Origin of the sequence: Aquabacter albus (assembly GCF_040049275.1) — a bacterium.
Lineage (GTDB): Bacteria > Pseudomonadota > Alphaproteobacteria > Rhizobiales > Xanthobacteraceae > Aquabacter.
On record NZ_JBDZDT010000007.1, the window covers coordinates 40925 to 53891 of the forward strand.

The 12967-nt window shown below is 65.4% G+C and carries 9 protein-coding genes; 3 read left to right on the forward strand and 6 right to left on the reverse strand.

Annotated elements, in window-relative coordinates; all coding sequences use genetic code 11:
• Positions 1 to 26 precede the first annotated feature (26 nt).
• Positions 27 to 1634 (reverse strand): AMP-binding protein, encoded by a 1608-nt coding sequence (locus tag ABLE91_RS18390; RefSeq protein WP_348933117.1) that lies wholly within the window; start codon positions 1632 to 1634, stop codon positions 27 to 29.
• Between the two features lie 350 nt (positions 1635 to 1984).
• On the opposite strand from ABLE91_RS18390, the gene ABLE91_RS18395 reads away from it, so the two are divergent.
• Entirely contained in the window at positions 1985 to 2950 is a 966-nt protein-coding gene (locus tag ABLE91_RS18395) for a Bug family tripartite tricarboxylate transporter substrate binding protein (RefSeq protein WP_348933119.1), read from the forward strand.
• Between the two features lie 471 nt (positions 2951 to 3421).
• Here the strand turns inward: ABLE91_RS18395 and ABLE91_RS18400 are convergent, their stop codons facing one another.
• Positions 3422 to 4168, reverse strand: coding sequence for a GntR family transcriptional regulator (locus tag ABLE91_RS18400; RefSeq protein ID WP_348933121.1), 747 nt, complete (start codon positions 4166 to 4168; stop codon positions 3422 to 3424).
• Positions 4169 to 4586: 418 nt separating this feature from the next.
• On the opposite strand from ABLE91_RS18400, the gene ABLE91_RS18405 reads away from it, so the two are divergent.
• Positions 4587 to 6074, forward strand: coding sequence for an MDR family MFS transporter (locus ABLE91_RS18405; protein ID WP_348933124.1), 1488 nt, complete (start codon positions 4587 to 4589; stop codon positions 6072 to 6074).
• 161 nt (positions 6075 to 6235) lie between these two features.
• Here the strand turns inward: ABLE91_RS18405 and ABLE91_RS18410 are convergent, their stop codons facing one another.
• The 3 genes from ABLE91_RS18410 to ABLE91_RS18420 form a co-directional block, all read right to left on the reverse strand.
• Entirely contained in the window at positions 6236 to 7219 is a 984-nt protein-coding gene (locus ABLE91_RS18410) for a Bug family tripartite tricarboxylate transporter substrate binding protein (RefSeq protein WP_348933126.1), read from the reverse strand.
• Positions 7220 to 7286: 67 nt separating this feature from the next.
• Positions 7287 to 8768 (reverse strand): aldehyde dehydrogenase family protein, encoded by a 1482-nt coding sequence (locus ABLE91_RS18415; RefSeq protein ID WP_348933128.1) that lies wholly within the window; start codon positions 8766 to 8768, stop codon positions 7287 to 7289.
• A 106-nt stretch (positions 8769 to 8874) separates the two neighbouring features.
• Positions 8875 to 9801, reverse strand: a complete 927-nt coding sequence (locus tag ABLE91_RS18420) for an AraC family transcriptional regulator (RefSeq protein WP_348933131.1) — start codon at positions 9799 to 9801, stop codon at positions 8875 to 8877.
• A 661-nt stretch (positions 9802 to 10462) separates the two neighbouring features.
• Here ABLE91_RS18420 and cls point away from each other — a divergent pair.
• The gene (cls, locus tag ABLE91_RS18425; RefSeq protein ID WP_348933133.1) at positions 10463 to 11908 is read left to right on the forward strand and encodes a cardiolipin synthase; all 1446 of its coding nucleotides are present in this window, start codon (positions 10463 to 10465) and stop codon (positions 11906 to 11908) included.
• A 92-nt stretch (positions 11909 to 12000) separates the two neighbouring features.
• Here the strand turns inward: cls and ABLE91_RS18430 are convergent, their stop codons facing one another.
• The gene (locus ABLE91_RS18430; protein WP_348933136.1) at positions 12001 to 12936 is read right to left on the reverse strand and encodes a LysR family transcriptional regulator; all 936 of its coding nucleotides are present in this window, start codon (positions 12934 to 12936) and stop codon (positions 12001 to 12003) included.
• Between the last annotated feature and the right edge of the window lie 31 nt (positions 12937 to 12967).

Genomic DNA, 12967 nt, shown 5'->3' on the forward strand with positions numbered 1-12967 from the left:
GCGCGCCAGCCGCGCCCAGTCTCCGCTCACGCAGTACCGGAAACGGGCTGGGGCGCGCGGACATAGCCGCCGGTGGCCCGGTCCCAGGTGGTCTGCCCAATCCCGTCGGCCATGAGCCGATACTTCTCGACCTTGCTGTTGGGCGTGCGCGGCAGGGCCGCCACGAAGTCCACGTAGCGCGGCGTCATGAAGCGGGGCAGCCGGCCCTGGAGCCAATCCAGCAATTCATCCGGGCGCAAGCCAGAGGCCGGCGACACCTCGCATACGATGCGCACGTCGTCCTCGCCCTCGGCGGCGGGCACCGCCACGGCGGCGCAATCGCTCACGGCCGGATGGGAGATCACCACGCTCTCGATCTCATAAGGTGAGATGTTCTCGCCGCGCCGCCGGATGCGCTCCTTCTTGCGCGAGGTGAAGAAGACGTATCCATCTTCGTCCGCGCGGGCATAGTCGCCGGTCTTGAACCACAAATCGGCGAAGGTCTGCAGCGTCTCCGAGGGCTTGTTGATGTAACTGCGCATCATGATGGAGGGCAGTTTCGGCCGCAGGGCGATCTCGCCGATGGCACCGCGAGACACAGGCAGACCCTGCTCGTCGACGATGTTCAGCTCCCAATCCTCGTGGATCCGCCCGCAGCTTCCCTCCCGGCGCTCGCCGAAGGGGGTGTAGAGCGTAAGGCCGGTCTCGGTCATGCCGTAGGCCTCCACGAGCTTCACCCCGAACCGCTCCTCGAACCCCGCATCGTAGCTGGCATTGAACATGCGTGTCATGCGGTGCGCGCGATCGAACGGGCCGGGCGGCTGGGCTTTGAGCATGGTCTGCATGGTGAAGATGGTCTGGCCGATGGTTGCGCCACACGCAGCCGCCTGCTGGAAATAGCGCGAGGCGCTGAACTGGCGGGCGATGACCACCTTCGCGCCCATCATCAGGCAGGGGAGGGCGCCGAGGCGGCTCGCGACCCCATGGAAGAGCGGCATGGGCGTGAACAGCACGTCGTCCCGCGAAAGGTTCACCGCCCGCAGGAAGGTGCATGTGGAGGAGAAGAAATGCCCGTTCGGCATCACCACACCCTTGGAAGGGCCGGTGGTTCCGGAGGTGTACATGATCGCCTGGGTGTCCTCGAAGGTGCAGGCCACCTCGGGGTCGGCGCCGTCGCCGGCGAGCAGTTCCTCGTATCCGAGCCAGCGCGCCGGGCCCGCCGGGCGGTCCGCCACGCCGGCGCCGACGACGCCAACCCATTCCAGGGCGGCGCGCGTCTGCGCGCCGGTGTCAGCCAGTGCCGGCAGATAGTCGGCGGAAAGAATGAGGGCGCGGCTGCCGGAATCCGTCAGCAGATAGTCCAGCAAGGCGCCGGTATAGGTGGTGTTGATGGGCACGATCACCGCGCCGATATTGACGCAGGCGTACCAGGTGAAGATGAACTCCGCGCCGTTGGGAAGCATCATGGCGATGCGGTCGCCCTTGCCGATGCCGAGCCGGCGGAAGCTGCACGAAAGCGCGCGCACGATCCGGTAGGTGTCGGCGAACGACCAGACCTCCCCGTCCACCTCCAAATATGGGCGGTCCGCCTCGCGTTCCGCCGTCCGGCGCAGGATGGGGCCGAGAACGCGGTCCTGAAGCGGCAAATTGTGCATGGGATGCAATCTGAAACTCCACGGACATGCGGGTGCACCGCCCATTCCCTTGGCCGCGCGCTGACGCCGCCGGCGGGGGTGCTCAAGCCCGTCATCTCTATCGGGCGAGGCCGCTGCTCCAGCACCCTAAAAAGGTGGATAGGTCATATGCCACCGAGCATGCGGCAACTCTGCCCACCGTTGAACTGTATAGGTCTTATACCGAGTGGGTATGAATGCCGGAAAAGCCCGGCCGTTATCGTGGCAGCATGTCCAGGCCGCCGGATGCGACAGTGTTCGGCAGGTGCGGGCGGTAGATCAAAAATGAGGCGGGCAGAAAAAGCCGGCTCGCCCGCTCATGGGAGGCAGGCATGTCCATCATCGGACGCGTTTTAGTTTTGGTGGCATGTCTTGTCACGTCAGCCGGCGCGTTCGCCGCGACCGACTATCCCACACGGCCGATCCGCATCATCGTCACCTACACCCCTGGTGGCGCATCGGACATTATCGCGCGCCTGGTGGGTGACGAGCTTTCCAAGGCATGGAACCAGCCGGTCATCATTGATAACCGGCCGGGTGCAGGCGGTGCCCTCGGGCTCGAAGCCGCCGCCCGCAGCGCGCCGGACGGCTATACGCTGGTGGTCGGCGTGAGCGGCACGCTGGTCATCGGGCCGCACCTGATGAAGAACCTGACCTACGATACCCGCAAGGACTTCAAGCCGGTTGCGATGCTGTCTCGGGTAGAGAACATCCTCGTGGTCAATCCGGATTTTCCCGCCAAGGACATCAAGCAGTTGATCGCGCTTGCCAAGGCAAAGCCGGGCGAACTCAACTACGCCACGGGAGCGACCGCCTTCCAGCTCTGCATGGAATTGTTCAAGGCGGAGACCGGTGTCGAGATCGCTGCGATCCCCTACAAGGGCGACGGCCCAGCCGCGCTCGACGTGATCGCCGGGCGCGTCCCGATCATGGTTTCCTCGGTCGGCGCCCAACTGGGCGCGGTGCGGGCCGGCAAGCTTAGGGCATTGGCGGTGCTTGGCGCGAACCGCGTAGCGACGCTGCCTGACGTGCCCACCATGAGCGAGGCGGGCGTGTCTAACTATCTGGCGGTGGGCTGGAACTCCCTCGTCGCGCCAGCTGGCGTCCCAGATGAGATTGCAGACAAGCTTAACCGCGAAGTGAATCGGATTCTCGAACTGCCAGCGATCAAGAGCAAAATTATCGAGCAAGGCTTCGAGCCATGGCCCATGCCCCGCAGTGAGTTTGCAAGTATCATTGATAATGAATACGCAAAGTGGGGCGCTGTGGTGAAATCGTCTGGAATTCAACCTGAGTAATCAGTCGCGATCGCTTAAATTATTGGCCTAAAGACGTTTATCGTCGGTCTGCAAGGAGCCGCAGGAGGTGCGCGGCTCCGATACTGTGTGGCGCTCGCCGAGGGAGCGAACACGAATGGAATCCAAATCGGCAGGCCACCGGTTGGGGCATGTTTCGCTTCAGCGGAGCTATGCGGGCGCAGAGAATGACTGGAGGCCAAGATTCACTTTCGGGTCGGCAACGAAGGTCTGAAGTCGGCGCAATCGGCTGATAGGTGCTGGTCGCGACGATCCTTTGGGGCGGTTTTCTGAATCTGGGTAAAGTCCTCGCCCCCAAGGCCGATGGGCCACCTGGATCGCCTCGAGGACGTTCTCCTTGGTGCGGTGCTAAGCCGCCAGCGACCGCGACCACCTCGTAGGGCCGGCCGCGCAATTCAATGGAACGTAAGCGACAGGCGGTCCGGAAAGCCACCAAGCAAGTCCGGGGCGGGCTCACCGCAGATGCGCGCCGCAAACCTTGATGAGACGTTCGATACCGAGGGCATGCGTGCGCACCAGCTGCTCCGCCCGGTCATGGTCCCGGGCGGCGATGGCTTCGACGATTCGTCCGTGCTCCAGGACCGAGCGTTCCGCATGATCAGTGCGGCTCAAAGCCACCGTGCTCAGGCCGCGCAGATGCAGGAACAGGGCGTCAAGCCTGCCGGCGATGAGGCTGTTGCGGGACAGCCGGGCCAGATGCCGGTGGAAGGTGAGGTTCTCCTCCGAATATTCCGAAGGCGTCTCACTCTCGCGCAACCAGGCGCAAGCGTCCGCCTTTTCCTGCAAGCCTTCGATCTCCGCGCTCGAGGCGACTGTACAGCACAGGCGCGCCGCCATGCCTTCCAGCGCCGCCCAGAGGGTGAGCCCCTCCAGGATTTCCCGCCGCGTTCGCCGCATCACCACAACGCCCCGGCGCGGTTCCGCCCGCACGAGACCTTCATGCTCAAGCAGCGTCACAGCCTCGCGGATGGGCGTGCGGGACACCCCGAGCTTCACCGCGAGTTGGCGCTCCTCCAGGCGCACCTCTTCGGAATGGCTGTAGATGTCCATCTCGAGGATGGCGCCCTTTAGCGTGTCGTACACCTTGGTCCGATAGCTCGCGCCCGGCGTGATGGGCGCGACATGGATGGCCGGGCGGCGGCGCCGAACCGGCTCGCGGCTTTCCGGCGCCTCCGGAAAATCGAGGTCGGACAACGACATCGCGTGGGACAGAAGATGCTTCGAATACATGACCGCGGGCGTCTCGTGGAGGCAGGCCAGATTTTGCGGCGCACCATTCGTATTCGTTATATCCATATGGGAATATCGTTGAAAGGTCACTGATGCCGCGCCCCGCGCGCCGCTGGCCGAGGACAGCCACCCGGGACAGCTCCTTCGGCTCATGCCGAAGGAGAACGAGCATCCGTGTCTTTCAGAAGGAACAGGCCCTGGGATGATCGAGTGAGGCCGACTCTTGCCAGGAGGATGTCGTATAAGCACGGTCGTGCGGGTCGTTTTCCTTCCCTCATTTCCATCATCTCTCCGAACTGGTTTTGCTCAATCTCCTGTTCATTCGGCGCAGGCGCAGCGGCGAGGCCGTCGGAAGCCCGCCCCAGTTCATCCCACGCCCAGGTCGCCCATGTCCGTCCACGCCACACCACGCCAGCGCGCCTACCTCGTCTGCGCAATCATGATGTCCACCTTCATGGTGGCGGTGGAATCCACCATCGTGGCCACCGCGATGCCGAGCATCGTCGGCCGGTTCGGCGGGTTCGAGCATTACAGCTGGGTGTTCTCCTCTTTCCTCCTGGCCCAGACCACCACCACGGTCATCTATGGCAAGCTCGCGGACATCTTCGGCCGCAAGCCGGCGCTGGTGGGCGGCATCCTCCTGTTCCTCATCGGCTCGGTGATGTGCGGCTTCGCCTGGTCGATGCTGTCGCTGGTGGCGTTTCGCCTGCTTCAGGGCATCGGCGCCGGGGCAATCCAGCCCATCACCATCACGCTCGTGGGGGATCTCTACCGGCTGGAGGAGCGCGGCAAAGTCCAGGGCTTCGTCGCGAGCGTCTGGGCAGGCTCGGCGGTGGTCGGCCCGCTGGTGGGCGGCCTTCTGGTGGACTACGCCTCGTGGGTCTGGATCTTCTGGATGAACATCCCCATCGGCCTCCTCGCCGTGGCCGGCTTCTGCCTCTTCCTGCACGAGCAGGTAGAGGCCAGAGAGAGCCCCATCGACTATCCCGGCGCGGTCCTCCTCACCATCGCCATCGGCTCGCTGCTCCTCATCCTCGGCGAGAGCGGCGGCTCGGTGTGGCTGCTCATCACGTGCGGCGTGGTTTTCGTCCTCAGCGGCGCGGCCTTCGTCTGGCAGGAGCGGCGCGCGGCGGAGCCCATCGTCTCCTTCGACCTGTGGCGCCGCAGGTTGCTGGCCACCTGCAACACCACGGCGCTCCTGTTGGGCGTGCTGCTGATCGGCTTCACCACCATCCTGCCGCTCTATGTGCAGGGCGTGCTCGGCTATTCGCCCATCGTCGCGGGGCTCACCCTGACCATGCTGATCCTCGGCTGGCCGATCTCGGTGAGCCAGTCGGCCCGGCTGTTCCGGGCGTTCGGCATCCGCGGCGCGCTCCGGATCGTGAGCGCCATATTGCCGGTAGGCGCGGGCATCATGCTGTTCCTGACGCCCGGCAGCCATCCGGCGCTCGCCGGCGTGGGCTCGTTCCTGGTGGGCATCGGCATGGGCACGACGAGCTTCACCTGCATCGTGCTGATCCAGGAGAGCGTGGAATGGTCCATGCGTGGCAGCGCCACGGCATCGAATATCTTCGCCCGCAATCTCGGCAGCGTGCTCGGCGCCACCGTGGCGGGGGCCATGCTGAACATTGGCCTGGCCTATTATTCAACGCCCGCCATCGCCGGCCGCGTCCACGAGGCGCTGAATCAGCCGGCGGGCCTTGCCGGGATGGCGGCCGATGCCACGTCCGTCACCGTGTTCGACCAGGCCCTGCACCTGACCTTCTGGGGCATCTTCGCCGTTGCCCTGCTGACGGCTGCCGCCACCTGGCTGATCCCGGTGCAGTTGTCCGGCCGGGACAAGCCGATTGAGGTCGCGCCGTCGCTGGGCGAATAGGTGGGGTGTCGTGCTCCCGGGGAGCCTCACCGCCACCGTTTCGGCGGCCCGGCGAAATCCGCAGACTGCTCAAGGCCAAAAAAAGCCCCCACACGGGGGGCCAGTTCGATCGATGTCTCAGTCCTGGCCAAGGTGGCCAGGACTGATCTCATCGACGGGGATCATTGCTGCTGGATGCCCAGTTCCTTCATCAGGTTGGTCTGGAACGTGAGGTCGTCGCGCACATATTTGTCGAACCCCTTGGGATCGATATCGCCCGCGTAGAGGCTGGATTCCGCCAGGAGTGCCTTGACATCCTTGGCCTCCTGCGCCTTGCGCAACGCGTTGTAGAGAATGGTCACGATTTCCGGCGGCATCTGCGCGGGCCCGAAGATTCCGAAATATCCGGTCACTTCATAATCCGCATAGCCGAGCTGCTTCAGGGTCGGCACATCGGGCAGCGTCGGCGGACGGAGCGTTCCGGTGGTGGCGAGCGCCTTCACCTTTCCGCTCTTGATCAATGGCACCGCGGACACCGTGGACATGAAGGCCATGTCCACCTGCCCGCCCATCAGGTCGGTGTTCATGGTCGGGGAATTGTAAGGCACATCGGTGATGTTGATCCCCGCCTGCTTCGCGAACAGAGCGCCTGCCACATGGGTGACGTTGCCGGTTCCGAGCGTTGCATAAGTCAGCTTGCCGGGATTGGCTTTCGCCGCCGCCACCAGCTCGGGGATGGAGCTGAACTTGTTGGATATCACGGCCAGCCCATAGGACTGCGCGGCCAGGAAGATGGGCGTGAAGTCATCCACCGGCCGATAGGGAAGGGTGGCGGACAGGGCGGCGTTCGAGACGTGCGAGCCGGTGGTGAAGAGCAGGGTGTATCCATCGCCCGGCTGCTTCGCTACCGTGGTCGAGGCCAGTACGCCGTTCGCGCCGGGCCGGTTCTCCACCACCACGGGCTGGCCGAGCGTCTCGGTCATTTCCTTTGCATAGGCGCGCGCCAGCACGTCGATGGAGGCACCGGGGGCGAAGGGGCAGATTATCCGGATGGCCCGCGTCGGAAAGTCCGCCGCGCGTACTTCTGCGCTGCCGACCGCAAAGCCGGCGCCGCCAATCAAAAGGCAGCTCACAAGTTTTGAGATGATCCTCGTCTTCCTGAACATCATGTCCTCCCCATGCCGCTCGGGTGGCGGCTCATGCTTTGGTTGTTGATGGTGCAGCCCGAATGCCTCAGCCAAAAATGTCGTCGAGCGCCTCCCATTGGGGCACCGGGCCGAAACCCGTGGGGACGCGCAGCGCCTTCACATAGGTGAACTCGTTCAGCGTCATGGCCGCACGCTCGCGGCCATATCCGCTCGCCTTGGTGCCGCCGAACGGGCTGCCATTGCCGCCGCGGTTGAAGTTGTTGATGAAGACCACGCCGGCCTCCACCTCGCGCGCCACGCGGTTGACCCGGCCGGCATCACGGGAATAGATCCCCGCCACCAAGGCGAAGGCGGTCCCGTTGGCGATCTCGACGGCTTCCTCCTCGGTCTCGAAGCGCATGAGGCCGGTAACCGGGCCGAAGATCTCCTCCTGCGCGATGCGCATGTCCGGCTTCATTCCGGCAAACAGGGTCGGCTTCACGAAATAGCCGTCCTTCAGCGCCGGGTCCGTGGGCAGGTCCGCCTCGGCGAGGATGGTCGCGCCCTCCTCGAGGCCGATGCGGATATAGTCCAGCACCTTGGCCTTCTGCGCCTTCGACACCAGCGGCCCCACATGGGCCTTGGGATCGGTGCCGGCACCGACCTTCAGGCGGCGGACGGCATTCGCCAGCCGCTCGGCGAACGTGTCGTAAACGCCCGCCTGCACCAAGATGCGCGAGCCCGCGGTGCAGGCCTCGCCCTTGTTGAAGAAGGCCGCATCCACCGCGTCGCGCACCGCGCGGTCGAGGTCCGCATCGTCGAACACGATAAAGGGGTTCTTGCCGCCCAATTCCAGCAGGACAGGTACATGCCGGTCCGCCGCCGCCTTGAGGACGGCCGAGCCGGTGGAGGGCGCCCCGGTGAAGGAGATTTTGCGCACCAGCGGGTGCGTGGTGAGCGCCTGCCCCACGGCGGGGCCGACGCCCGGCACCACATGCACGAGGTCAGGGGGCAGCACCTCGTTGATGATTTCGACGATGCGCATGATGGTGAGCGGCGCCTGCTCCCCCGGCTTCAGCACGATGGTGTTGCCGGCGGCCAGCGCCGGGGCCACTTTCGCGCCGGTGTGGATGGGCGGCCAGTTGAAGGGGATGATGCCGGCCACCACGCCGAAGGGCTCGCGCACGACCGTGGAGGTGATGTTCCCCATGTCGAGGGTCTCCCCCGCCATCTTGTCCGCGAGGCTGCCGAAATAGGCGAAGGCGTGGATGAGGGCGCCCACATCGAACAGGCGCGCATCCCGCACCGGCTTGCCGTTCTCGCGGCAGAGCAGCTCGGAGAGCTCGTCCGCGTGGTCTGCGAGCCGGCGGCTCGCCTGGATGAGAAGCTGGCCGCGCTCGCGTGCGGGGCGTCGGCGCCAGCTCAGATAGGCCTGGTGCGCAGCCTTCACAGCCTGATCCACTTCCTGCGCGCCGCCGCCCTGCACCGTGGCGAACACCGCGCCGGTCGCCGGATTGTCCACGGGGAATGCCTCTTCCGGCCGTTCGGAAGACCAGCGGGTGCGGACGATGTTCGAGGTCGCAGTCATGTCATTCCCATCACAGTGCGGCCGCTGAGCGGCTGCGACCACCATTCCGGGGAAACACGGGATGGCGTTAGGGCAATGATCCGTATTTCTTGCCCAATCGTCCGGCTCAGGCGGAATTCCGCTGGAGCGGGGCGGCAGATGGAGCTTCGGTGAGCGCGCGCAACCGGGCCGCATCCCGCGCGGGCGGTTGCCCATACATCCGGCCGTATTCGCGGGTGAACTGCGTGGCGCTGAGATAGCCCACCTGGAAGCCCGCATCGGCCGCGTCGAGCCCCTCGGCAATCATGAGGCGGCGCGCTTCCTGGAGGCGGATCTGCTTCTGATATTGCAGCGGGCTCATGGCGGTCACGGCCTTGAAATGCTCGTGCAAAGCGGACTTGCTCATGCTCGACACGGCCGTGAGGCGCTCGATGCTGAGCTGCTCGGTGAAATGGTCCTTGATCCAGCCCACGGCGCGCGCGACCTGATGGAACTTGCTTTCCGTCGTCGCGATCTGCCGCACGAGGTCTGCCTGATCGCCGGTCAGCAGGCGGTGGTAGATCTCGCGCTTCGCCAGCGGAGCGAGGGCCTCGGCGTCCTCCGGCGATTGCAGCAGCCGCATGAGGCGGGCGACTGCATCGGTGAGCTCCGGCGTCGTCCGGCTCACCTGCAAGGCGGGGCCGAGAGGGAGGTCGCGGGCGGGCGTCCGCGCCCGGCTCGTGAGCGCCATTTCCGAGAGCCCGACAGGATCAAGCGCGAGGCGCACGCAGAGATAGGGCTTGTCGGGACTGGCCTGCGTGATCCGCGCCACTACAGGTAGCGCCAGCGACACCACGAGGTAGTTCAGGGGATCATAGGTGTAGCTGACATTGCCATGCATCACCTGCTTGCGGCCCTGGGCGACGATACACAGGGCCGGTCGCTGAAGGCGATGGATAGGGTTGGTGGGCAGGGAGTTGCGGATCAGGCTGAGGCCCGGGATCGAGGTCTCCTGCGCGCCCTCGCACGGTGCATTCGCCGCCACCAGGGCGGCCAGCTCCTTCATGGTCTCCATCGGCGTATCCCACCCGGATGCTCGCGCTTGCGTCGCGCTTCTTGTCTCGTACCTCAGTTCATATCCTTGATCGGACGATAAATGAAACAGACACCCGCGGCGCCGTGCGCTTCAGGGGCCGAGGCCAAAGTCAGCACGCTGTAAATGCACTGAAACCTCACACCTGCCAGATCCTCCGCTGCACAGCATCAAAGTATCAATCGGATCAACCTATGAATCATTAAATACAGTCTGTTGGATATCGTAACAACGCTTTCGCGCGGTTTTCTGAACCTGGTGTAGAATCCTTGCGCCCCGGCCGGTTTCCCGCGAAAGCCTTGTTCTCCAGCGCCTGAGCCGGTTCGCGCCTGCGGATTTGGCCTGTTGCTACAATCCGCTGCTACAAGATCCGCTCCGATGGGCTCACCAGGAGCAACGAACCATGTTTTTTCGCTTCCGGTAAGCTACCGGGCCGCGCGCTGCTGCGACCCGGCGCTTCAACGGTATCCTTGCCTCCTGCGGCAACGTTGATGCCCGCTTTCGGTGCCTCGCCGACCCGGGGATTGTGAATGTGAGGCGCCGCTCTTGTCGAGTTGTGCCCCGGCGTCGCGGGTGCACACATCGCGCGGGCCGCGAACATGGTTTAATGCGGTGAACATCGCTCACCGCGCGTCCCGCCAACATGCATGATTCCGCCGTCCTCGCCTGGGTGCTGACTGCCGCTCATGCGGGGGTGCAGCTCGTCTTCATCGTTCGCGCGCTGCTGCGCCCGCACCGTGAGCCCGCCTCGCGGTTCGCCTGGGTGCTGGTGATCGCGCTCGCACCGGTCCTCGGCATCGTGGCCTATGTGCTGTTCGGTGAGGTCAATCTGGGCCGCACGCGCATCGAGCGATTGCGCGTGGCGTTCGACAAGCTGCCGCACGCCGGCGGGGTGGCCGGCGCATCGGCGGAGGCGACAGTCCCGGACCGCTTCGTGCCGCTGTTCCGGGTCGGCCATTCGGTGAGCCAGTATCTGCCGGTCGCCGGAAACCGTGCGACGCTGCTGCCCGATTCCGCCGCGGCCATCACGGCGATGGTCTCCGACATCGATGCCGCGCGTGAGAGCGTGCACGTGCTGTTCTACATCTGGCTGGCGGACGAGAGCGGGTTGAAGGTGGTGGAGGCGCTGAAGCGTGCGGCCGCGCGCGGCGTCGTTTGCCGGGCGATGGCGGACGATCTCGGCTCACGGGCGCTGATCCGCTCCCAACACTGGCGCGACATGGCTTTGAGCCGGGTGCGGCTCGCGGCGGCGCTGCCGGTCGGAAACCCGCTGCTGCGCCCGTTCAAGGGCCGGATCGACATGCGCAACCACCGCAAGATCGTGGTGATCGACAACGCCATCACTTACTGCGGCAGCCAGAACTGTGCCGACGCGGCCTTTGCGGTGAAAGCCAGGTTCGCGCCCTGGGTGGACGTGATGGCGCGGTTCGAAGGGCCCGTAGCGCGGCAGAACCAGCACCTGTTCGCCAGCAATTGGATGGCGCAGAGCGATGAAGATCTGAGCCCCCTGTTCGCGGAGCCGCTGCCTGTGCCCGTGCCGGGATTCATCGCGCAGGTGATCGGCTCCGGAGCGAGCGTGCGCTATTCGGCGATGCCGGAGACCTTCATCGCGCTGATGAACGCGGCGCAGCGCGAGCTTGTGATCACCACGCCCTATTACGTCCCGGACGAGCCGATCCAGGCCGCGTTGTGCGCCAGCGCCCGGCGCGGGGTTGCGACCACCATCGTGTTTCCAAAGCGCAATGATTCCTGGGTCGTGGCGGCGGCGAGCCGCAGCTATTATCGCGACCTGCTGGAGGCGGGGGTCGATATCCGCGAATTTGCCGGCGGCCTGCTGCACGCCAAGACGCTCACCCTCGACGGCGAGGCGACCCTGATCGGCTCCGCCAATATCGACCGCCGCAGCTTCGAGCTGAACGCGGAGAACAATATCCTGTTCTACGATGAAGCCTTCACGCGGGCGGTGCGGGCGCGCCAGCAGGTTTTCCTCGACGCCGCGACACCCGTGACACAGGCACATGTGGACGCCTACAGCCTGTGGCGGCAGCTCTGGAACAACTCCATCGCGATGCTCGGGCCGGTGCTCTGAGGCTCGCAATGGCGGCGTGGGCCGATGCGCGGCTTAGGCTCTATCCTGCGTGCGATTGCCATGGGTGGCGCAGAAACCTCGCGCGTGTCCGCTCAGCCATGGGGCGTCGGTGCCGAAGTGCGGATGCGCTTCGGCACCTCGCCCTGGATCAGGCGCGTCAATTCCTGGACCAGGGCGTCGAACACGGCCCGGCAGCGTGCGCTGCTGCGGAGGTCTTCGTGCATCACCACCCAGGTTTCGAGATCGACGGTGAAGGCATCGGGGAGGACGCGCACGAGATCGGGTTCGGACGCGGCGATGGGCACCTGGCAGATGCCGATGCCAAAGCCGGCGCGGATGGCCCAGAGCTGCGCGACATCGCTGTCCACACGCAGCGCGAATGCGCTTCGGCTCAGCGCGGGATAGCGCTGGACGACGGCCCGGATCGCCGGCGTCTCCACATCGTAGCCGATCAGGTCGTGCCCCTTGAGATCATCCATGCTCTCGGGAATGCCGCGCCGGGCGAGATAGGTGCGATGGGCGTGGAGCCCCACCGGAATGGTGCCGATGCGCTTTGCCACCAGCGCCTGCTGCTCGGGCTGGACCATGCGGATTGCGATATCGGCCTTGCGCTGAAGCAGGTCGTCCAGGGCGTTGGACAGCGACAGCTCGATCGCAAGCGCGGGATGGCGCTGGCGCAGCCGGGTGAGGATCGGCGGCAGATGCTCGATCCCGACGACTTCGCTCGCGCTGATCCGCACCGTGCCGCGAACTTCGCCAGCCCGTCCTTCGGCCGTGCGCAGAAGCGCCGCCGAGGTGGAGGCGAGCAGGTCCGCGAAGGGTTTCAATTCCAGCGCCGCATCGGTGGGTGAAAGGCCGCGCAGGGTCCGCACGAAAAGCGCGCTCCCGACCGCCGCCTCCAGGGCATCCATGTGGCGCGCGACGCTCGGCTGGGTCAGGCCGAGCGCCCGTGCCGCGCCCGACAGCGAGCCTTCCCGAAGAACGGCGTTGAAGGTGCGGTAGAGATCCCAGCTCGGCTCGCGGCTCATATATTTTCGTATAGCACAGGAAGAATATTCG